Raw genomic sequence first — 22,038 nt, forward strand, 5'->3', positions numbered from 1 at the left:
CTAATGCTGTTGAGAGACGAAGTCGAAATGCTGCGCCGGGTGCCGATCTTTTCAAGGATTGCGCCAGCAAAGCTCAAGCTTTTGGCCTTCACCTCCGACCGCATGACCTACAAGGCCGGTCAGGATCTCTTCCATCAGGGTGATGTCGGCGACGCCGCCTATGTCATTCTCTCCGGCAGCGCCGACATCATCGTCTCCTCGCCGGCCGGCGAGATCAAGGTCGCCGACGTCGAGCTCAATTCCATCGTCGGCGAAATCGCCATCCTCTGCGACGTCTCGCGCACGGCAACGGTGCGCGCCACCTCGCCGCTGGAAGTGCTGCGCATCAGCAAGGAACACTTCCTGAAGCTGCTCAGCGACTTCCCCGAAATGGCCGTCGAAATCATGCGCGTGCTCGCCGACCGCCTGAACCACACCACCGCGGAACTGACCGCGGCGCGGGCGGCGAAGCAGCCGCAGATGGCGCAGTAAAGCCGCCGAACCAGAATTGCTCCACAGCAAATACAAAGACCGAACGGGCTGTAAACATCATGCAGTCCGGAGGATTTTGCAGCGTTTCAACGGGTCTGCAGGAGCTTCATCCGGCTGCCATGGATGAGAAGCGCGCTTAGGACGCCTGTTTCGCAGGCCCCGGTGTCCAGGTTGATCCTGTGTTGGTTGCCGAGAACGACATCAGCGATGGGCGTGTGACCATGTATGACAGCCAGGTTATTTTCATATGGCCCGTTCGAAGAAAGCCAAGGCTCGCGAATCCACGCAAGAGTTTCTGCTGTCTGACGATCGATCGGAACCTCTACATCGATGCCCGCATGGACGAAAAGCAGGTCTCCGAGCTGCAGCTTTAGAGGCAGCGAATGCAGCCATTCAATTGTATGGCCGCCTAGAAGCTCCGACACTCGGCCTTCCCATCCGTCGCGGGGGTCAACGCTGAGCTCCTCGAAGAATTCGGCACCGCCATTCGCCAGCCAACGATCCATCATCTTGGCGTCAGGTGCGCGAAGCAATTGAAGCAATCGATCTTAATGATTTCCGATCAGGGTGCAGTTGGTCGCACCGGGAATGCCCTGCATGGCCAAGCTGAGCGCCCGCAAGCTTTCCGGGCCCCGGTCGATCAGATCGCCGAGATGGATACAGTAAGCAGCGCGTGGAGAGATGAGGTCAAATTCATGGGCGATACCGGCATGCATCTCTTGGAGAAGATCGGCGCATCCATGAACGTCGCCTATTGCGCAAATGGCCGTCTGTCCGTCGATTTCGCGGACTGCGGGCATCCACTCTGAACAAGCCAGCACCATTCGACCCTCGCAACGATTACAGATCCTTGAAGAGGATATCGAAGTTCATCCCCAAAGCAAGATGAGCAGGCCATCCCGGAGGCGAGAAGACTGCCGCCTGCAACAAGGTTCAGGATTTTGGCGGCCATTTCTGCGCGCCGTGGACGAGGCGCAGAATTTCCACCTGTTTGATTTTATGGCGAACACGATAGATGACGATAAAAGGTGTGCGTGAAATGACCAGTTCACGCGTTCCATCAATTCGTCCGCGCCGGCCGATCTCCGGCTGATCGATGAGCAAATCGGTCTGACGCTCGATCTCATCGAGCTGGTTTATCGCAGCGGCGACATTCTGGTCGGCAATAAACTGAATTGCTTTCTTACGATCGGATGCAGCTTTCGCATGCCAGACGAGCTTCACTTGGTCTCGCTCTTAAGCCGCGCCAGCAGCTCTGCCCGTTCGCGCGCCATCTCTTCCTCGACGACTTCGTGCGGGATCCAGACCGTATTCGGATCATCGGCCTCCCGGATCGCTTCCTCGACCTGTTCGCGGAACCACTTGTCGTATTCCGCCGCCTCATGGGTCCGACGCAGCGCGGCGGCCCGGTCCGGTCGCGATGCCGTCTCCGGAGCGTAATCGGCCGCATCGACATCGAACTGCGAGATGCCGACATCCTTGAGATAGGAAACCAAAGTATCCATGCGCTTGAACAGGCGCACCTGCCGACTGCGTTGGGCAGCAAGCGCGTGCTCTGATTTGCCGTAGCGAATGACGAGCGACCAGCCGCCGGTCTTGCCGACGACATGCGCGGCATCGACCGCGCCTGCTTCGACAAGGCGGGAAAGGGTCGAATGATCGATGGTTTCCGCGGTCATGGCATATCCTCGCTAAGGCCGACAGGATATGCATTTAATTATAGATTGCAATGCGTTCAATAATTGGAATTGCGCCGATGGCTGCCCCTCACCCTAACCCTCTCCCCGTTTTGACGGGGAGAGGGGACGTGCCCTCCGAGAGGTTGGCGAGGGACGGAAAGGTCGCGGCATATCCCCTTCGCCCCGTTTACGGGGAGAAGGTGCCGGCAGGCGGATGAGGGGCGGGCCGCGACGCCCCATCTATTCGCGCTGTTCCAGCGCCCTGCTGAAGGCCAGTGCGGCCAGCGTGCAGATGGCGCCGGAGAGCAGGTAGTAGCCGACGAAGGTCAGGCCGAAGCGGCTGGAGAGGCTGAGCGCCACCAGCGGTGCGAAGCCGGCGCCGACCAGCCAGGCGAGGTCCGAGGTGAAGGCAGCACCGGTATAGCGATAGCCGCGGCCGAAGCGCGACGAGATCGAACCGGTCGCCTGGCCGAAGGACAGGCCGAGCACGCCGAAGCCGATGATGACGAAGGCATCGTGGCCGTTATTGCCGGATGCGATCAGGATCGGCCCGATAAAGCTGAAGACGGCGATGATGACGGCGCAGATGGCGAGCTGGGCGCGCCGCCCGATGCGGTCGGCAATCAGGCCCGAGGCGATGATGGCGACGATGCCGACCATGGCGCCGACCACCTGCACCACCATGAAGGTGCCGATCGGCTGGTTGCCGTACAGGCTCATCCAGCCGAGCGGGAAGATGGTCACCAGGTGGAACATGGCGAAACTGGCGAGCGGTACGAAGGCGCCGATCAGAATGTCGCGGCCGTGAACGCGCAGCACTTCGAGGATCGGTGCGGCCTCCAGCTCATGTTGCTCGAGCAGCGTGCCGAATTCCTTGGTCATGACCAGGCGCAGACGCGCAAACAGCGCCACGACGTTGATCGCGAAGGCGACGAAGAAGGGATAACGCCAGCCCCAGGAGAGGAAATCCTCGCTGGAAAGGTTGGCGACGAAATAACCGAAGAGCGTGCTTGCCAGCGCAAAACCGATCGGCGCGCCGAGCTGCGGGATCATCGCGTACCAGCCACGGTGATTGGGCGGCGCGTTGAGTGCGAGCAGCGATGCCAGACCGTCCCAGGCGCCGCCGAGCGCAAAACCCTGGCCGAGACGGAAGAGCGCCAGAAGCGCGATCGACCAAACGCCGATCTGCTCGTAACCCGGCAGGAAGGCGATCGAGGCGGTCGAGCCGCCGAGCAGAAAGAGTGCGATCGTCAGCTTGGTGCCGCGCCCATACATCCGGTCGATGGCCATGAAGACGACGGAGCCGACGGGACGGGCGAGGAAAGCGAGCGAGAAGATGGCGAAGGAATAGAGCGTGCCGGTCAGCCTGTCGGGCGCGAAAGGAAAGACGAGCTGCGGAAAGACCAGGACCGAGGCGAGACCGTAGACGAAGAAATCGAAGAATTCCGACATGCGGCCGATCACCACGCCGATGGCGATGCTGCCCGGTGACACCGGCTTGTCGTCGTGAATGCGCCGCGCGTCGCGTTCCAGCGACGACGACGACGGTCCGTAATGTGATGTTGTTGCCATAGACGCCTCCTCGTTAAGGCGCTTCCGGCAAGGCGCCCCAAGCGTGATCTTGATCAAACCCGCAGGCTTATCAAGTCCGTAAGACGGAAATAGTTCATCATCACGGCTCAAATGAAGCGCGGACCGAAAAATTTGCGTGATCCGGACGGTGATTTTCCCCTGCAAATGCTGGCCTGACCGGCTGATGCGGATATATTGGCCTGAGACATGCGCGCGCCTAAAATCCTTCTATATTTCATCAGGATTTCAGAGCACTAGCGCCCGATGATTTTTGCCGCAGTGCGGCATGTTTGCTGCACTGCGACCTTCCGCCTCATGTCGCGATCCGGTTCAGTGCTTTAGTCGCGGACCAAACGAAACAACAAGAGCTTAGAGACGTGCCAAAACTCATGAAGTTTTCCCGCCTTCTATCCGTCTTGCCGCTGCTTTTCCTGGCAGGATGCAACATGGTGGTCATGGCGCCCTCCGGCGACATCGCCGCGCAACAGCGCGATCTGATCGTCGTCTCGACGGTGCTGATGCTTCTGATCATCGTTCCGGTGATCTTCCTGACGCTGCTCTTCGCCTGGCGCTACCGCCGCTCCAACACGGCCGCCACCTACGCGCCGGAATGGCATCATTCGACCCGCCTCGAAATCGTCATCTGGGCTGCACCCCTGGCGATCATCATTGCGCTCGGTGCCGTCACCTGGATTTCCACGCATAAGCTCGATCCCTACCGCCCGCTCGACCGCCTCGATGCCGAGCGCGCCATTCCGGCCGATACCAAGCCGCTGACCGTCGAGGTCGTGGCGCTCGACTGGAAGTGGCTGTTCTTCTATCCCGAACTCGGCATTGCCACCGTCAACGAGATGGCCGCGCCGGTGGATCAACCGATCAATTTCAAGATCACCGCTTCCTCGGTGATGAACTCCTTTTACATCCCTGCCCTTGCCGGCCAGATCTATGCCATGCCCGGCATGGAGACGAAGCTGCACGCCGTCATCAACAAGGAAGGCGAGTATGAGGGCTTCTCGGCCAATTACAGCGGCGCCGGCTTCTCCCACATGCGCTTCAAATTCCACGGCCTCACCCGCGAAGGCTTCGACGCCTGGGTGGCCAAGGTCAAGCAGCAGGGCACGATGCTCAACCGCGACGCCTATCTGAAGCTCGAGAAGCCGAGCGAGAAGGAGCCGGTGCGTTATTATGCCGGCGCCGACGCCGATCTCTACACCGCCATCCTCAACATGTGCGCCACGCCGGGCAAGATGTGCATGAACGAGATGATGCACATCGACATGATGGGCGGCGGCGGCAAGGAAAGCGCCGAGAATCGCGAGAAGCTGCAATATGACAACCGCCATGCCGGCGAAGGCGTCGTGGCGCCCGCCGCCACCGTGCCGGCAACGGGGGCTCCGGCACGCAGCGAGCCAGACAGAAGCACCGATGGCAACAGCATGCAGCACGACATGCCCGGCATGCAGCACGACATGCCCGGCATGCAGGGCGCGCCCGGTACGGACAGCACGCCCGGTACGGGCATGCAGCATGACGGCCATTCCATGCCCGGCATGAGCAACGGCACCGATCCGGCGCCTGCGCAGCTCAACAACAACAATTAACCTGGCGCTTTGCGTCGCAAGACATAATGAACGGGTTGCTCCATGTTTTCCAATCCTGACCTCCTGAAGTTCATCTTCGGCCGGTTGACCCTCGACGCCATCCCCTATCACGAGCCGATCCTGGTCGTGACCTTCATCGGCGTCGTCATCGGCGGTCTCGCCGTGCTCGCCGCCATCACCTATTTCAAGTTCTGGGGTCCGCTCTGGCACGACTGGATCTGCAGCGTCGATCACAAGAAGATCGGCATCATGTATGTGATCCTGGCCGTCATCATGCTGTTGCGCGGCTTCTCCGATGCGATCCTGATGCGCATCCAGCAGGCGATCGCCTTCAACGGGTCGGAAGGCTACCTGCCGCCGCACCATTACGACCAGATCTTCACTGCCCACGGCGTCATCATGATCTTCTTCGTGGCGATGCCCTTCGTCACCGGCCTGATGAACTTCGTCGTGCCGCTGCAGATCGGCGCGCGCGACGTGTCGTTCCCCTTCCTCAACAATTTCTCCTTCTGGATGACCACCGCCGGCGCGATCGTCATCATGCTGTCGCTGTTCATCGGCGAATTCGCCCAGACCGGCTGGCTCGCCTACCCGCCGCTGTCGGGCGCCGCCTACAGTCCGGGCGTCGGCGTCGACTATTATATCTGGGGCCTGCAGGTGGCCGGTGTCGGAACGACGCTCTCGGGCATCAACCTGATCGCCACCATCGTCAAGATGCGCGCGCCGGGCATGACCTTCATGAAGATGCCAGTCTTCACCTGGACGGCGCTCTGCACCAACGTGCTGATCGTCGCCTCCTTCCCGATCCTGACGGCAACGCTCGCCCTGTTGTCGCTCGACCGTTATGCCGGGACGAACTTCTTCACCAACGACCTCGGCGGCAATCCGATGATGTACATCAACCTCATCTGGATCTGGGGCCATCCGGAGGTCTACATCCTCGTGCTGCCGGCCTTCGGCATCTTCTCGGAAGTCGTCGCCACCTTCTCGGGAAAACGCCTCTTCGGCTACGCCTCCATGGTTTACGCCACCTGCGTGATCATGATCCTGTCCTACATCGTCTGGCTGCACCACTTCTTCACCATGGGCTCGGGTGCTTCCGTCAACTCCTTCTTCGGCATCACCACGATGATCATCTCGATCCCGACAGGGGCGAAGATCTTCAACTGGCTCTTCACCATGTATCGCGGCCGTATCCGCTACGAGGTGCCGATGCTGTGGACGGTCGGCTTCATGGTGACCTTCGTCATCGGCGGCATGACCGGCGTCATGCTCGCCGTGCCGCCGGCCGACTTCGTGCTGCACAATTCGCTGTTCCTCATCGCCCACTTCCACAACGTCATCATCGGCGGCGTTCTGTTCGGCATGTTCGCCGGCGTGAACTACTGGTTCCCGAAGGCCTTCGGCTTCAAGCTCGATCCCTTCTGGGGCAAGCTGAGCTTCTGGTTCTGGCAGATCGGCTTCTGGTTCGCCTTCATGCCGCTCTATGTGCTCGGCCTGATGGGCGTCACCCGCCGCATGAGCCAGTTCGAGGATCCGTCGCTGCAGATCTGGTTCATCATCGCCGCCTTCGGCGTCGGCCTGATCGCGCTCGGAATCGCCGCCTTCCTGATCCAGATCGTCGTCAGCTTCATGAAGCGCGAGGAACTGCGCGACGACAGCGGCGATCCCTGGGACGGCCGGACGCTCGAATGGTCGACCGCCTCGCCGCCGCCGGACTACAACTTCGCCTTCACGCCTGTCGTGCACGACCATGACAGCTGGTACGACATGAAGAACCGCGGCTACCAGCGCCCGCTCGGCGGCTTCAAGCCGATCCATATGCCGAAGAATACCGGCACCGGCGCCATCCTCTCGGCCATCAGCGTCGCCCTCGCCTTCGGCCTGATCTGGTATATGTGGTGGCTGGTCGTCGTCTCCTTCGTCGCCCTGCTGGTCGTGGCGATCGGCCATACCTTCAACTACAGACGCGATTTCTACATCCCCGCCGACGCGGTGACCGAAACCGAAGGCAAGCGCACCGCGCTGCTTGCCGAGCAGGTGTAATGACCATGAGCGATCACACCATCGACACGGCCGAAAAGCCTGAATTCTACCTGACGGAAGACCATCATCCGGAGAACAGCACCAATCTCGGCTTCTGGCTCTACCTGATGAGCGACTGCCTGATTTTCGCGGTGCTGTTTGCGACGCACGGCGTGCTCGGCCGCAATTATGCCGCCGGTCCGTCGCCGGCCGATCTCTTCGATCTGCCGATCGTCGCCCTCAACACCTCGATGCTGCTCTTCTCCTCGATCACCTACGGCTTCGCCATGCTGCAGATGGAGCGCAACGCCAAGGCGGAGACGCTGTTCTGGCTCGCCGTCACCGGCCTGTTCGGCGCAGCCTTCATCGGGCTCGAACTCTACGAGTTCGTCCACCTGATCCACGAAGGCGCCGGGCCGACGCGCAGCGCCTTCCTCTCCTCCTTCTTCACGCTGGTCGGCACGCACGGTCTGCACGTCACCTTCGGCATCGTCTGGCTGATCACGCTGATGGTCCAGGTGTCGATGCACGGGCTGGTCGAGGCCAACCGCCGCCGGCTGATGTGCCTGTCGATGTTCTGGCACTTCCTCGACGTCGTCTGGATCGGCGTCTTTTCCTTCGTCTATCTCTTGGGAGTTCTCGGATGAGTTCGCAAGCACCTGCCCATGAGGATGCCCACGAGGCCCATCACGGCCACAGCCACGGCCATCAGGCCGGTCACGGCACCTTCCGCAGCTATATGACGGGCTTCGCGCTCTCCGTCATCCTGACCGCCATTCCCTTCTGGCTGGTCATGGCCGGCGTCTTCGATAGCCCGGCAGTGACGGCGGTGCTGGTGATGGTCATCGGGGCGATCCAGATCGTCGTCCATATGGTCTTCTTCCTGCACATGAACCCCCGGAGCGAAGGCGGCTGGACGATGATGGCGCTGATCTTCACCCTCATCATCGTCGCCATCGCGCTCTCCGGTTCGCTCTGGGTCATGCATCATCTCAATACCAACATGATGCCGATGAGCCCCGAGATGATGAAGAACATGCCGTGACGATATCGAAAGGGCGGCGGCACCGCCGCCCGAAGCGATTCTTGCCATGAGTGGGGTTCCCTCGGAACAAGCGGAAAGACGGCATTCGCGTGCAAAGCGCGCGCTCTTCTGCGTCTGCCTGGCGCTGCTCGCCGCCGCGCTCTTTGGCCTCGGCAGCTGGCAGGTGCAGCGCCTCGGCTGGAAGCGCGATCTCATCGCCCGCATCGACCAGCGTGTGCATGCCGCACCCGTGCCGGCCCCGGCGCGTGCCGACTGGGACAAGGTCAATGCCGCCGACGACGAATATCGCCGGGTGGCCGTGGCTGGAACGCTGGCGAACGACAAGGAGACGCTGGTCTATGCCTCGACGGTGCTCGGTCCCGGTTATTGGGTGATGACGCCACTGTCGCTTGCCGACGGCACCGACATCCTCATCAATCGCGGCTTCGTGCCGATCGAACGGCGCGATCCGGCCACGCGCCGCGAGGGTCAGCCGGCAGGCTCTGTCGAAATCACAGGGCTGGTGCGGATGACGGAGCCGAAAGGATCATTGCTGCAATCCAACGACGTCGCCGCTGACCGCTGGTATTCGCGCGATGTCGCAGCGATCGCGCAGAAGCGCGGCCTTGATGCGGTCGCGCCCTATTTCATCGATGCCGATGCGACCGCCAATCCCGGCGGCCTGCCCGTCGGCGGCCTGACGGTCATCCATTTTCCCAACAACCATCTTCTCTATGCGATCACCTGGTACGGGCTGGCGGCGATGGCGCTGGCACTGCTGGTGTTCATCCTGCGCGGCGAGATCGGAAGAGATCGCCGCGGATAATACGCGTTCCGGCAAGCAGTTGCGCCGCGCAGCTCAAGCGCAGCCGATTAATATCTTATAAAGTCATGTCGGCTACTGCTTGCCTGACCAGAATAGATAAAAGCTGCAGATGAGCCGGCCGGATTACATCCCCAGTCTCGATGGCCTGCGCGGCATCGCCGCGCTGCTGGTCGTTCAAGCGCATATCGGCCTCATCTTTCCAGGTAGCGCCCCGCATTTGATGACGATGGGCAGTGAAGCCGTCGGCTTGTTCTTTGCCCTCAGCGGCTTTCTCATGGCCCATCTCTACGGTTCGCGGCCGGTGACCAGGGAAAACGTCCTGGATTTCCTGGTGAGCCGCTTTGCCCGCATTTATCCGGTCTATCTGGCTGCCGTTCTGCTTGTGGCGATGCTGTCCGGCATGCAGGATCTAAACTTCGTTCAGCCGATCGTCGGCGGCATGGACTTTGTGCGCCATGTCTTTCTTCTCGGCTCGAGCGGCGTTTTCTGGTCAATTCCGCCCGAAATTCAATTCTATCTGCTCTTCCCGGTTCTATGGCTTTGCCTCGCCCGCCCGCATCGCCATAGCGCCGTGATCGCAGGCTTCGCCATTGTCGTCGTCGTCGATGGCCTGCTCGAATTGCCGGGGCCCGGAATCCTACTCCTGTCCAAGCTCCCCTACTTTCTTTTCGGCGCACTTGCCGGTGCGCTGCATTCTCATTTGGAACGATGGACGCCGTCCGCCCTCACGGGGATTTTCACGCTGGTCCTGCTGGCGGTATTCTTCACCTACAGGCATGTCCTGCCGAATTTCTCGCCTGAATTTTGGGGCTTGCAAAGCGCGGCCGCCGCAGCCGTCATCGTAGCGCTCGTCGCGCGACAACCGCCCATCGCAGCACGCGTCCTGGCAGCTGCCCCCGTCAGGTTTTTGGGCACGATCAGCTTCTCGCTCTATCTTTTCCACGTCCCGATCATGTTCCTTGTCCACCGGGCTTTTGAAACTCTGCTGCCTGAACCGGCGCTGATTGCGGCAGCGCTTTTCGTTGCGGTCGGCGGAGCATGGTTCCTGCATGAAACGATAGAAGTCCCGAGCCGGCGCCTGCTCGTCACCTTGTGGCAGCATCATCGCTCGCGCCTGGTCTCGCGCCAGATCCCGGCCGAGGGGATCGAACGGGCGATCCTTGATCTGCAAGAGACCGAAAAGCGTCTTCTCGGCGGCACACCTTCAGCCACGACGGGTGACCTTCGGGAAGCAGCCGACAGCGCGGTCATCCAGGATGATGGCGACGAGAAGCTCCGCGCATAGCGCAAACATTCGGAACGTGGCGAAGTCACGCACGTCAGAATCCAGCCCGCCCGTCACGCGCCTTGAGCAGCGACCCGGCTGATCGCATCGGCGAGCTGTGCCTGCGAGAAGGGTTTGCCGAGCCGGGGCAGATTGGCGGCGCCGGCGCCGTCGGGCAGATCGGCGTAACCGGTGGCGAGGATGATCGGCATCCCGGGCCACTCGCTGCGGATCGCCTCCGCGAGCTGCGCTCCGGTCATCCGCGGCATCGCGTGATCGCAGATGACCAGATCGACCGGCTCCTTGCGCAGGATGTCGAGCGCCTCGGGACCGGCCATCGCCTCAAAAACGGTGTGGCCGAGATCCTCCAGCATCAGCGTCGTATTCATCAGCACCAGGCCGTCGTCATCGACGGCGACGATGCGCAGCCGGCGCCGTGTATCGTCGTCCGGCTGCGGCACGTCGATCGCGGCCGCAGCCCTCTGTTCGACGGTCGCGACCGGGAACCACAATTCCGCCGTCGTCCCTTGGCCCGGGCTGCTCTGCAGCATCAGCCGGCCGCCGGACTGGGTGGCAAGACCCTGCACCATGGAAAGGCCGAGACCGGTGCCCTTGCCGACACCCTTGGTGGTGAAGAACGGCGTGACCGCCTGCTCCAGCGTCTTCGCATCCATGCCCTCGCCTTCATCGATCACCGCGATCCTGATATAGCGGCCGGCCGATAGCGGCCCCTTGCCGGCGGCGATCGATTCTTCGGAGGCGCGCAGTGTGATGCGGCCGCCGGCCGGCATGGCGTCACGGGCGTTGACGACGAGGTTGAGGATCGCCATCTCCAGCTGGTTCGGATCGGTGAGGATGGTCGGCAGCCGGACGGGATAAGAAGTCTCGATCGTGGTGAGGGGGCCGAGCGAACGGCTCAGAATATCCATCATCCCACGCACTAGGCCGGAGACGTCGAGCGGCTCCATATGCAATTCCTGCCGGCGGGAGAAGGCCAGCATGCGCTGGGTCAAGGCAGCACCGCGCTGGGCGCCCTGCATGGCATTGTCGACCAGCGATGTCAGCGACAGATCCTGCGGCATGCGTTTCTTCAGGATCTCCAGGCTGCCGAGCACGGCCATCAGCAGATTGTTGAAATCATGGGCGATGCCGCCGGTCAGCTGACCGATCGCCTCCATCTTCTGCGATTGGAAAAGCTCTTCGCGCGCCTGCTCCAGCGCCCGCTGCGTCTCCATCTTCTCGGTGATATCGCGGGTAATCTTGGCAAAACCGAGCACCTCGCCGTCATCGCCGCGGATGACGTCGACGACGATGCTGGCCCAGAAGCGGGTGCCGTCCTTGCGGACACGCCAGCCTTCCCGCTCGAACCGGCCTTCGGCGCGGGCGACGCGGAGCGCCGTCTCCGGCAGGCCGGCGGCGCGGTCCTCCGGCGTATAGAAGGTCGAGAAGTGCCGGCCGATGATTTCATCCGGCCGATAGCCCTTGATCCGCTCGGCGCCGGAATTCCAGCTGCTGACATTGCCATTGGGATCGAGCATGTAGATCGCGTAGTCGGAGACGCCCTGGACAAGCCGGCGGAACTGTTCCTCACTCTGACGGATGGCGTTTTCGGCTGCCCTGCGTTCGGTCAGATCGCGGGTGATCTTGGCAAAGCCGATGAGCTCGCCGGAGGGGCGGCGGATCGGATCGATGACGACATGCGCCCAGAAGCGGCTGCCATCCTTGCGCTGCCGCCAGCCCTCCCCCTCGAACCGTCCCTGCTCGAGCGCCGTGGCAAGCGCGCGCTCGGGAATGCCGGCCGCGCGATCCTCTTCGACATAAAAACGGGAAAAATGCTCGCCGAGAATTTCCGAAGGCTTGTAGCCTTTGAAGCGCTGAGCGCCGGTATTCCAGCTGGTGACGATGCCTTCGGGGCTCAGCATGTAGATGGCGTAGTCGGTGATGGCATCGACCAGAAGACGAAAGCGCCCTTCTTCGTGAAGAGACGTATCATGTCGATCCAGCACTTCCATCTGCCCCTCTCGGTCACCAGCGTTTTTAACGCGACGGGGCGCAGATGGTTCCGAAAAGATCACACTTTTTCAGACCGCCTTGACCTGCGGATAGAACAGCTCGCCGATCCGTTCGGCCGCCGCATAGGCCTGCGAGACGATCTCGGGCACGAGATCGATATCGGGCAGGCTGCCGAGGCCGAGCGGACCGACGGCAAAGAGCCCGGCAACCGTCGAACCGTCCTCCAGGAAGGGCTCGCCGCGGGCAGTGACCGCCAGTCCGAGCGAGAGTTCGTCCGGCATGGCAAGGCCGGCGGAAAACAGGCTTTGCATCAGCGGCGCCGAGAGATCCGGCGCCTGGCAGCGGCAATCGATGATGCGCTCGGCATGGATCACCTCCTCGGCAGAGGATCCCGCCGGGGTGAAAAACAGGCCGCTCAGGCCCCGGCGACCGACCCGGCCGCGGCGCAGCACGGTGCGGCCTTCGGCAAGCTCGCGCTGCAGGCGCAGGTGCATGGCCTCCGGCAGGCGGTTGCGATGGCTGTCGTAGATCGCTCTCAAATGCCGGTTGAACTGGTGCTTGTCGCGGGCCGGCAGCGCGCGCCAGAGCGAGCGGGCGTGTTTGCGCAGGCCGTTCATCACCGATTGCCAGCTTCGGCCCTCTTCCTCCGCCTCGCGACAGGCCTGGCGGATGAAGCGCACGATCTCGGGCAGGCTCTCGGGCAGCGCTTCGGCCGGAAAGACCGGATCGGCAGCGTTCGGCGTGTGGCTCTGCGGCAGAAAACCGTGTCGCGAAAGGATCGTCACCTGGCCGGCATAGCCGGAATCGCGAAGCTGCAGCAGCTGATCGACGACGCGGATGCCGCTGCCGAGCAGCACCGCATGCGGTCGCGCCACAAGGCGCTGGGCGCGGACCGGCGAAGCATCCGGCTCCTCCGCATGCGGATCGCTGAGGCCGTAGCCGGTGGCGAGGATCACCGTATCGAACAGCGGATTGGCCGGATTGGTGCTTTCGAGCAGGAAGCGATTGCCGTGGCTGCGGCGGATCGTCACCACAGGATCGTTGCAGACCTGAACGGTGATGTCCCGGCGCGCCGCCAGCGCTTCGGAAAAGCGCTGGTAGACGTAATCGCTGAAGATTTCCTTCGGCACGAAGATCTGCCGGAAACCCGGAATGGCGGCCGGCACGGCGGCGCGGAAGGCGGCGTTGCTACAGAGCCAGTCGTTGAAATCGTCGCTGTCGCCGACCGAGACCGAGAGATCGCGAACGCGGGTATTAAGGATCGTCGAGGCACGGGCAGAGGCGAGCGCCTGGCCGCCGCTGACCGAGGAATTCGGATCGAACAGCTGCAGGTGGAAGGGTGCGCGCACCGTCCTCATCAGCGCAATGGCCGTCATCATGCCGGAGAAGCCGCGCCCGACGATCGCAATGCGCGCAACGGCTGATATCTTCGCCGCCACATTGGCCCTTCCGGAGAAAAGTCCCTGAACCGTCATCGCAACTCCTTTGCGGTTTGATCCGCAGCGTGGGTCGATCGAGGTTTCAACGCATGAACATCCGGCCACGCGTTGATGAGGGTCGTGCGGCAAATTCACGGCTGCCGCAGCATCGGGTCCGATCAGGCGGGCCCGCAAGAAAACGAGGGGTAACTCCCCTCGCCGATAGTCTATCAAACTGGTCGTGTATGAAAGCGCGAAACAGCAGCCCTGGCAAGAACTTTGTTGCCAATTTCCATAACCTATTGAATCAATTAGTAATTTCGAAGGGTTCTCCGTGACCAAACCTCAACCGCCCTCGCCAGGATATTGCTTCGCCTTCAATAGGCCCGCCAGATGCGCCGTATTGCGCGCCAGCATGTCGACGGCTTTCGTCACGACCTTCGGCACCTTGTCGAGATCGACGAAATTGGGGGAACCCATCGCCTCTCCAACCCAGTAGGCGACGGCATTGGCCGGGATGGTGAAGCCGACATCGTTCAGCGCCTGATAGAGTTCGGCCGACACGTGATGGGCACCATCCTCATTGCCGACGACGGCAACGGCCGCGACCCTGCCGTAGGAAACCATGCGGCCCTGATCGTCCGTCTCCTCAAGGAAGGCGTCCATGCGCTCGAGCGCCCGCTTGCAGACGCTGGAGGGCTGGCCGAGCCAGATCGGCGTCGCCAGCAGCAGGATATCGGCGTCGAGCAGCTTTGCGCGAATATCGGGCCAGTCGTCGCCTTCGCCCTCGTCCGACGTGACGCCCGGCTTGACGTTGAAATCGGCAAGGCGGAGCACTTCGGTCACGACCCCGTATTCGGACATTGCCTTGTCGATGAGCCCGACCATCCGGTCGGTGGAAGATGGATCCTCGGCGTCGCTCGTCTTCAGCGTGGCGTTGAGAGCAAGGGCTTTCAGCGGCATCGTATCTCTCCGGTAACGGTTGCCCGACGGGTCTGCCTGCTGCAACCCAGCCGCGCGCCGATTGTTCCCGCGGCGGAGGCGAGGCGGCCTCACGCAAAAATAACCAGTTGGTGAATTCTTTACTTGAACCGCCAAATGGAATCGGCAAAAGTGACGGTGCTATCAATCCTTTCATGGATTTGCCGTCTTTCCGGGCCAGCGTCCGAGCACACATCTATTGGAAAAAATACCGTGAGCAGCGAAGCGTCAACACGCGCGACGAAGCCTTCGGCTTCGATGGCGCTTGCAACTGCGGCAGGCTGGGGCCGAGGCCTCTATACACTGGTGCGCATCACCGTGATGGCCTTCCGCCACCCCTGGCAGGCGGGTTTTGCGATCGGCGCCACCCTCGTCGCCTCGACCTTCCAGCTGATGATCCCCCGCCTTCTCGGCCAGGCCGTCGACCACACGCAGATGGCGATGGGCGGCGGTGCGGCGGGCCAGGCGGCGCAGGACGCGCTGCTGACCACGGCCTTGCTGCTGCTCGGGGCCAGCGTGCTGCGCGGCCTCTTCACCATGGTGCAGAACTATTACAGCGAAGCCGTCGGCCACCACATAGGCTACGAGCTGCGCCTGGCCTGCTACGAAAAGATCCAGCGTCTCTCCTTCAGCTTTCACGACACGGTGCATTCCGGCGACCTGATCACCGTCGGCATGCTCGATCTCGAAGGCGTGCGCATGTATTTTTCCACCGCGCTGGTGCGCATGATCCTGCTGACGATCCTGATCGGCATCGGCGCCTATCTGCTGCTGTCGACCGATGTCGTGCTCGGGCTGCTGGCGCTCTCCTTCGTGCCCTTCGTCGGCTGGCGCTCCTCGGTGACGCAGCTCAGGCTGCGCGCCACCTGGCTTGATCTGCAGGAGCGGCTGTCGGTGCTGACCCGCATCATGGAGGAGAATCTCGGCGGTATCCGCGTCGTGCGCGCCTTTGCCGCGCAGGAGCATGAGCTCACCAAATTCGAGGCGGCCTCGAAGAATGCCCTGGCGCTCGCCCATCAGCGCGTCGGCATCCGCGTCACCAATACCAGCGCCATGACCTTCTCCTTCTTCGCCGCCATGGGCCTCGTGCTCTGGATCGGCGGCGGCAAGGTGATGTCGGGCGAGATCACCGTCGGTACGCTCGCCTCGTTCCTGACCTTCATGACCATTCTGCAGATGCCGGTGCGCCAGCTCGGCCTGATGGTCAACGCCTTTGCCCGCGCCTCCACCTGCGGCTCGCGCCTCTTTGCCCTGCTCGACCTCGACATCGCGATCAAGGACGCCCCGGATGCCAGGGAACTGGCGGTGACGGACGGCGTGCTGCGCTTCGAGAATGTCAGCTTCGCCTATCCCGGCTCGGAAAAGCGCACCGTGCTCCACGATGTCTCCTTCGAAGCCCGGCGCGGCCAGACGATCGGCATCGTCGGGCCGCCCGGCAGCGGCAAATCGACCATCGCCCATCTGATCCCGCGTTTCTACGACGTCAGCGGCGGCAGGATCACCATCGACGGCCAGGATATCCGCAAGGCGACGCTGCAGTCGCTGCGCCGCGCCGTTGCCGTCGTGCAGCAGGATTCCTTTCTGTTCACGACGACGATCGAGAACAACATCGCCTATGGCGACCCATGGGCGAAGGAAAGCCGCATCGAACGCGCCAGCGAAAGCGCCCAGCTGCACAATTACGTGCTCGGCCTGCCCACCGGCTACGGCACCGTCGTCGGCGAGCGCGGCGTATCGCTATCCGGCGGCCAGCGGCAACGCCTCTCGATCGCCCGCGCGCTGATGCTGAAGCCGGCGGTGATGGTGTTCGACGATTCGACGGCGGCAATCGACGCGGCGACCGAACAGCGCATCCGCAGCGCCATGCGCCGCTATGCCGCCGACCGGGTGACGATTATCGTCGCCCATCGCCTGAGCTCGCTGATGCATGCCGACCAGATCCTGTTCGTCGAAGACGGAAGGATCGTCGAGCGCGGCACGCATCAGGCGCTGCTTGCGCTCGGCGGCCGCTACAAGGCGCTCTACGACCTGCAGGTGCGGCCGGGCGACGAGGTGCTGAGTGCGTGATGCCTGGGTGGTGGCGTTTCCTCTTGCTCCCTCATCCCTGTGCTCGTCACAGGGATCCAGTGCGCCAAGTCCTTGGCGCGGGAAACCGTTTTAAGAGTCATTCACCGCGCAGATGCGCGGTGGCTGGATTCCTGTGACGAGCACAGGAATGAGGGGAGGAGAGGTTATTCCTCCACAACCACTCGCTGCGGATTGAGGCTATCCGCGGTCAGCGGCCGGCCAAACCAGAACAAAGGCCGTGGTACTAGGGAGATTGTGATGGCCGAGGAACTGGAAACCGAGCGTCCCGACGTGCGCGAGGATGGGCGCCGGCCGCCGCGGGCGGTGGTCGGTTCGCACCGCGTCGAGGAGGAAATGTTCGGCAAGGCCTTCGACGGCAACATCGTCAAGCGCATCTGGGCTTTCGTCCACCCCTACCGCACCCAGGTGCTCTGGGCGGTCGTCGCCGTCCTGACCTTCACGACGATGCAATTGTTGATCCCGCTGATCATCCGTTACGCCATCGACCACGGCATGTCGCCGGGCGGCAATCCTTCGGCGCTGATTTGGGCGATCGTCGCCTTCGCCATCGCCATCCTTATCAATTATGCGGCAAGCTATGCCCAGGAGACGCTGGTCGGCAATGTCGCGGAAGAGGTGCTCTTCGACATCCGCAAGGCGATGTTCTCGCATCTCCAGCGCGTCTCGCTCTCCTTCATGGACAAGACCGAAGTGGGGCGGCTGATGTCGCGCCTGCAGGGCGACGTCAACTCGATGCAGGAATTCCTCGAAACCTCGGTGCTTTCGGTCGGCGACATCGTGCTGCTCTTCGGCATCGTCTTCGTGATGCTCTATCTGGATTTCAAGCTGGGGCTGCTGACGCTCTCGGTGCTGCCGGTGCTCTTCGTCGTCCGGCTGTTCTGGCTGCCTCTCGCCCGCAAATCCTTCATGGCCGCGCATGAGACCAATTCGGTCGCCAACGGCGCCCTTGCCGAAGCGATCCATGGCGTGCGCGCCGTCCAGAGCATGGACCGGCAGGGCGTCAACTTCACGCTCTACGACGACAAGGCGCACGCCAACCTGAAGACGCATCTGACGGCGGCGCGTTATGCGCAGGTGATGGTGCCGATCGTCGACAGCCTGACGGGCGTGGCAATGGCGCTCGTCATCGTCGTCGGCGGCGCCCGCGTTCTCAACCAGGCGCTCGATGTCGGCGTGCTCGTCGCCTTCCTGTTCTACATCCAGCGCTTCTTCGACCCGATCCGGTCGCTGACCCTGCAATATTCGGTGATGCAGCGCGCCATGGCGTCCGGCCAGCGGCTGACCGAAGTGCTCGACGTGCCGGTCGACATCAAGGACGCCCCCGACGCCAAGACCCTGTCGCGCGACATGGACGGCTCGGTCGAATTCAAGGACGTCGTCTTCGGCTACAATCCGAAGCATCCGGTGCTGAAACATGTGAGCTTCAAGGTCAATCCGGGCGAGACGGTGGCGCTGGTCGGGCCGACGGGTTCCGGCAAATCAAGCTGCATGTCGCTGATCCACCGCTTCTACGATGTGCAGCAGGGCGAGGTGCTGGTCGGCGGCCACGATGTGCGTGACCTGACGCAGGATTCGCTCGGGGCGCAGATCGCCATGGTGCTGCAGGAACCCTTCCTCTTCACCGGCACCGTCTTCGAAAACATCCGCTACCACAAGCTGGAGGCGACGCGCGAGCAGGTGATCGAGGCGGCGAAGGCCGTCGGCGCCCATGATTTCATCATGCGCCTGCCCGATGGCTACGACAGCATTCTCGGCGAGCGCGGCGGCAATCTATCGCTCGGCCAGCGCCAGCTTTTGAGCTTTGCCCGGGCGCTGGTGGCGGACGCGAAGATCCTCGTGCTGGACGAAGCCACCGCCAATATCGACAGCTATACCGAAATGCTGATCCAGAAGGCGCTGGTGAAGCTCTTGGAAAACCGCACCGGCCTGGTCATCGCTCACCGCCTGGCGACGATCCGCGAGGCCGACCGCATCATCGTGCTGCAGAACGGCGAGATCATCGAAAGCGGCGACCATCGCCAGCTGATGAAGAACGGCAAGCTGTACTCCAGGCTCTATAACCTCAATTACGCCTCTTTCGACGATATACCCGAAGATGTGCTGGAGGAGACGACGGCGACGCAATCGGCGACCTGACTGCATTAACGCCTGTCGCAAAGTTTGAACGAACAAACGCCTTGCTGCCGTATTTTCCTCTTATCCGGGACGAGTGCCCACTGAGGAGAATGTTATGAAGAGAATTATTAGCAGCCTGTTGATCGCGACGGCCCTTGTTGGATCGGCTATTCAGCCCGCTGCCGCGCGCGACCGTCATCACGACAATACCGGCCGCATCATCGCCGGCGGCGTAGCCGCAGGTGTCGTCGGCGGCCTGATCGGCGGCGCAATCGCCAATGGTGGCCCGCGCTACGTCGATGAAGGCCCTCGTTATGTCGAGAGCCCCCGCTATGTCGAACCCGAGCCGAGATGCTGGTATGAGGATCGCGACGTCCGCAACCGCTATGACGGCGGCTACCACGCCGAAACCGTGCGGGTCTGCGAGTAGACCTGAAGTTTTTGCAGCGGCGTTGAACCCGTCAGCGCCGCTCGGCTCTCAGCCGAGGTTGCGTCCCGCAGCCTCGGCTTTGTCATTTTATATCAGGGACATCGGCCAAGAATTAGCCCCTCATCCGGCTGCCGCCACCTTCTCCCCGTAAACGGGGCGAAGGGGACAGGCCGCGACCTCTCCGTCCCTCGTCAACGTCTCGCGGGGCACGTCCCCTCGCCCCGTTTACAGGGAGAGGGTTAGGGTGAGGGGCAGCCTTTGGCGTGATTCGGTCGATCATCCCAACGACAATGCCTTCGCAAAAATTTCCCCCGCCCCACCGGCTGTCATCTGCCTGTCAGAGTCGAGCAATAGCTGAGGGCCGATGAATGATAGTTCCATAAATGCCGGCAAAGCGCCGAAAAAAGAACGCATGCGCTTCGTCAGCGCCGAGCAGGTGGCGCAACTGGCGGGCGTTTCGCGCTCAGCCGTCTCGCGCACCTTCACGCCGGGCGCAAGCGTCGCCCCGGCAACGCGCGAAAAGGTGCTGCGGGCGGCTGAAGAGCTCGGCTACCATGTCAACGATCTGGCGCGCGGCGTCCTCGCCAATCAGAGCCGCCTCGTCGGCATCGTCGCAACGCGGCCGGAGGTCGGCTTTCGCGCGCATCTGGCCGCAGCCCTTGCCAAATCGCTGATCCGGCGCGGCAGCATTCCGATCCTCATCAACACCGGTCAGACGGAAGAGGAGTTGCTCGCCGCCCAGAAGATGCTGATCGGCCACCGCGCCGAGGCGATCATCATTCTCTCCGGCTCGCCGCCGGCAAGTTTCCTCGAGCTCGCGTAGCGAAACGGCCAGCCGCTCGTCGTCATCGGCCGGTCGGAGCCCGACGCCGACCACGTGCGCGCCGGCAACTCCGAAGCCTCACGCAAGGCGGCGACGGCGTTTTACGACAGCGGCCGGCGGCGGCTGGCGGTCATCGGCTCCAATACGGGAACGCCTGCGATCGTCGAACGCGAAAGCGCCTTCCTTTCGGCGGCGGAGACGCTTGGCGCATCCGTCACCCTCGCCCGCGGCGGCGATTCCGATTATGACGGCGGCGTCACCGCCGGGCGCGCGCTTCTCGCGGAAAAAACAAAGCCCGACGCCATCTTCTGCGCCAATGACCAGATCGCCTTCGGGCTGATGGATGTCCTGCGCCTGGAAGCGCAGCTACGCGTCCCCGAAGATGTCGCCGTCATCGGCTTCGACGACGTGCCGGAATCGGCCTGGCTGAGCTATCAACTGACCACCTTCCGCCAGGACCCGCTGATGATGGCGCAACGCGCCGTCGCGCTGTTGGAGCGGCGGCTGGAAAACCCGGATTCGCCGCCAGCTTACGAACGCGTCATTCCGGAACTCGTCATCCGCCAGAGCTTCAGACCGTAACCTCTTCCCCCATGGCTTTTCGCAGACGCCGTCCTGTGGCAAGAAGGGCGATGACGCGCGGCGCGGCAAGGGAGGACGATCGCCAGAGATGAAGGGAATTCGCCAGCTCGCCGAGCATCTCGACATTTCGATCGGCACCGTATCCCGCGCGCTGAACGGCAAGCCCGACGTCAATGACGAAACGCGCCGGCGCGTGCTCGCCGCCGCCGAAGAGCTCGGTTATGTCGCCAATCAGTCGGGCCGCAGCCTGCGCCAGGGCATGACCAATGTCATCGGGCTGATGCTCGAGGTCAGCCGCGAGACGGTCGAAAACAGCGACGACTTCTTCCTCGGCGTCACCGACGGGCTGCAGAGCGTCTTTTCCCGCCACAAGCTCGATCTGGTCATGCTGCCCTGCCCCGATGACGAGGATCCGCACGAATATCTGAAGCGGATGGTGGCGCGCCGCCTCGTCGATGCGCTGATCATCTCGGCGACACGGCGCACCGACCGGCGCATCGAGCTCCTGGAAAAGGCGCGCATCCCCTTCGTGGCGCTCGGCCGCAGCGCGTCCGGCGGCAGCTATACCTGGATGGACCTCGATTTCGAAGGCGTGGCGGCGCGCGGCGTCGACCGGCTCGTCGCCAAGGGCCACCGGCGGATTGCGGTGGCTGCCCCCTCCTCCGACATCAATCTCGGCTACATCTTCCTCGACAGCTATCGTCAGGCGCTGCAACGCCACGGCCTTGCCTTCGACCCGGCGCTGGTCATCCGCGTCAAGTCGAGCGAACAGGGCGGCTATCAGGCCGGCCACGAATTGCTGATGATCGAAGACCGGCCAACCGCGATCATCCTGATCCACGAGCTGATGGCGATCGGGCTTTACCGCAGGCTGGCCGAGGCCGGCATCGTGCCCGGCCGCGACCTTGCCGTCGTCGGTTTCCGCGAGGAGCCGCGCACGCATTTCCTGCAGCCGTCGCTGACCTCCTTCCGCATGTCGCTGCGCGATCTCGGCGCCCAGCTCGGCGAAACCCTGCTCGCCACCATGCCGGCCTATGCCGAGCATTATCCGCAGGGCGCCCGCAACAGGATCTGGCCGATGGAGTTGGTTCCGGGCGAAAGCGACGCTTTCACACTGACGGGCTGA

At 62.7% G+C, this 22,038-nt stretch carries 18 protein-coding genes and 2 pseudogenes; 12 read left to right on the forward strand and 8 right to left on the reverse strand.

The features are described from left to right. The first annotated feature begins 3 nt into the window (after positions 1-3). Complete coding sequence (locus CO671_RS15615; protein ID WP_004679746.1) at positions 4-471, forward strand: cyclic nucleotide-binding domain-containing protein; 468 nt, start codon at positions 4-6, stop codon at positions 469-471. A gap of 86 nt (positions 472-557) precedes the next feature. Here the strand turns inward: CO671_RS15615 and CO671_RS34205 are convergent, their stop codons facing one another. The 5 genes from CO671_RS34205 to CO671_RS15635 all read right to left on the reverse strand — a co-directional run bounded on the left by CO671_RS34205 (position 558) and on the right by CO671_RS15635 (position 3,722). Next, on the reverse strand, positions 558-980 hold the full coding sequence (locus tag CO671_RS34205; RefSeq protein ID WP_245424985.1) for a hypothetical protein: 423 nt from the start codon (positions 978-980) through the stop codon (positions 558-560). Between the two features lie 39 nt (positions 981-1,019). Continuing rightward, entirely contained in the window at positions 1,020-1,295 is a 276-nt protein-coding gene (locus CO671_RS34595; RefSeq protein ID WP_348627717.1) for a metallophosphoesterase, read from the reverse strand. Positions 1,296-1,404: 109 nt separating this feature from the next. Next, positions 1,405-1,695 (reverse strand): type II toxin-antitoxin system RelE/ParE family toxin, encoded by a 291-nt coding sequence (locus CO671_RS15625; protein WP_097606671.1) that lies wholly within the window; start codon positions 1,693-1,695, stop codon positions 1,405-1,407. Then, positions 1,692-2,150: a hypothetical protein gene (locus CO671_RS15630; RefSeq protein WP_097606672.1), complete on the reverse strand. Its 459-nt coding sequence runs from the start codon at positions 2,148-2,150 to the stop codon at positions 1,692-1,694. The genes CO671_RS15625 and CO671_RS15630 overlap by 4 nt, the downstream gene beginning before the upstream one ends. A gap of 240 nt (positions 2,151-2,390) precedes the next feature. Then, positions 2,391-3,722 carry an MFS transporter gene (locus CO671_RS15635; RefSeq protein WP_097606673.1) on the reverse strand — a complete coding sequence of 444 codons (1,332 nt, stop codon included), beginning with the start codon at positions 3,720-3,722 and terminating at the stop codon, positions 2,391-2,393. Between the two features lie 377 nt (positions 3,723-4,099). Here CO671_RS15635 and cyoA point away from each other — a divergent pair, with 377 nt between their 5' ends. The 6 genes and pseudogenes from cyoA (at position 4,100) to CO671_RS15665 (ending at position 10,483) form a co-directional block, all read left to right on the forward strand. Then, positions 4,100-5,323 (forward strand): ubiquinol oxidase subunit II, encoded by a 1,224-nt coding sequence (cyoA, locus tag CO671_RS15640; protein ID WP_097606674.1) that lies wholly within the window; start codon positions 4,100-4,102, stop codon positions 5,321-5,323. Positions 5,324-5,365: 42 nt separating this feature from the next. Next, positions 5,366-7,369, forward strand: coding sequence for a cytochrome o ubiquinol oxidase subunit I (gene cyoB, locus CO671_RS15645; protein ID WP_097606675.1), 2,004 nt, complete (start codon positions 5,366-5,368; stop codon positions 7,367-7,369). Between the two features lie 5 nt (positions 7,370-7,374). Next, a complete protein-coding gene (gene cyoC, locus CO671_RS15650) occupies positions 7,375-7,995 on the forward strand; it encodes a cytochrome o ubiquinol oxidase subunit III (protein WP_097606752.1) in 621 nt (206 codons plus the stop codon). Continuing rightward, entirely contained in the window at positions 7,992-8,393 is a 402-nt protein-coding gene (gene cyoD, locus CO671_RS15655) for a cytochrome o ubiquinol oxidase subunit IV (RefSeq protein WP_097606676.1), read from the forward strand. The genes cyoC and cyoD overlap by 4 nt, the downstream gene beginning before the upstream one ends. Continuing rightward, a pseudogene (locus CO671_RS15660) lies at positions 8,390-9,198 on the forward strand (SURF1 family protein). The gene cyoD and the pseudogene CO671_RS15660 overlap by 4 nt, the downstream one beginning before the upstream one ends. 109 nt (positions 9,199-9,307) lie before the next feature. Further along, positions 9,308-10,483 (forward strand): acyltransferase, encoded by a 1,176-nt coding sequence (locus CO671_RS15665; protein ID WP_097606678.1) that lies wholly within the window; start codon positions 9,308-9,310, stop codon positions 10,481-10,483. A 53-nt stretch (positions 10,484-10,536) separates the two neighbouring features. On the opposite strand, the gene CO671_RS15670 is transcribed toward CO671_RS15665, so the two are convergent. The 3 genes from CO671_RS15670 to CO671_RS15680 form a co-directional block, all read right to left on the reverse strand. Beyond that, a complete protein-coding gene (locus CO671_RS15670) occupies positions 10,537-12,474 on the reverse strand; it encodes a PAS domain-containing sensor histidine kinase (RefSeq protein ID WP_097606679.1) in 1,938 nt (645 codons plus the stop codon). 69 nt (positions 12,475-12,543) lie between these two features. Next, positions 12,544-13,950, reverse strand: coding sequence for an FAD/NAD(P)-binding protein (locus CO671_RS15675; protein WP_097606680.1), 1,407 nt, complete (start codon positions 13,948-13,950; stop codon positions 12,544-12,546). A gap of 288 nt (positions 13,951-14,238) precedes the next feature. Continuing rightward, on the reverse strand, positions 14,239-14,856 hold the full coding sequence (locus CO671_RS15680) for an NAD(P)H-dependent oxidoreductase (protein WP_097606681.1): 618 nt from the start codon (positions 14,854-14,856) through the stop codon (positions 14,239-14,241). 123 nt (positions 14,857-14,979) lie between these two features. Here CO671_RS15680 and CO671_RS15685 point away from each other — a divergent pair, with 123 nt between their 5' ends. The 5 genes and pseudogenes from CO671_RS15685 (at position 14,980) to CO671_RS15705 (ending at position 22,038) form a co-directional block, all read left to right on the forward strand. Beyond that, the gene (locus CO671_RS15685; protein WP_170964989.1) at positions 14,980-16,941 is read left to right on the forward strand and encodes an ABC transporter ATP-binding protein; all 1,962 of its coding nucleotides are present in this window, start codon (positions 14,980-14,982) and stop codon (positions 16,939-16,941) included. Between the two features lie 258 nt (positions 16,942-17,199). Beyond that, positions 17,200-19,098 carry an ABC transporter ATP-binding protein gene (locus CO671_RS15690; RefSeq protein WP_097606682.1) on the forward strand — a complete coding sequence of 633 codons (1,899 nt, stop codon included), beginning with the start codon at positions 17,200-17,202 and terminating at the stop codon, positions 19,096-19,098. Between the two features lie 94 nt (positions 19,099-19,192). Next, positions 19,193-19,507, forward strand: a complete 315-nt coding sequence (locus CO671_RS15695; protein ID WP_097606683.1) for a hypothetical protein — start codon at positions 19,193-19,195, stop codon at positions 19,505-19,507. A gap of 364 nt (positions 19,508-19,871) precedes the next feature. Then, positions 19,872-20,912: pseudogene (locus CO671_RS15700) on the forward strand (LacI family DNA-binding transcriptional regulator). Positions 20,913-21,000: 88 nt separating this feature from the next. Continuing rightward, positions 21,001-22,038, forward strand: coding sequence for a LacI family DNA-binding transcriptional regulator (locus tag CO671_RS15705; RefSeq protein WP_097606684.1), 1,038 nt, complete (start codon positions 21,001-21,003; stop codon positions 22,036-22,038).

This window comes from Rhizobium sp. M10 (genome assembly GCF_002531955.1).
In the GTDB taxonomy this organism is placed as follows: Bacteria; Pseudomonadota; Alphaproteobacteria; order Rhizobiales; family Rhizobiaceae; genus Rhizobium; species Rhizobium etli_C.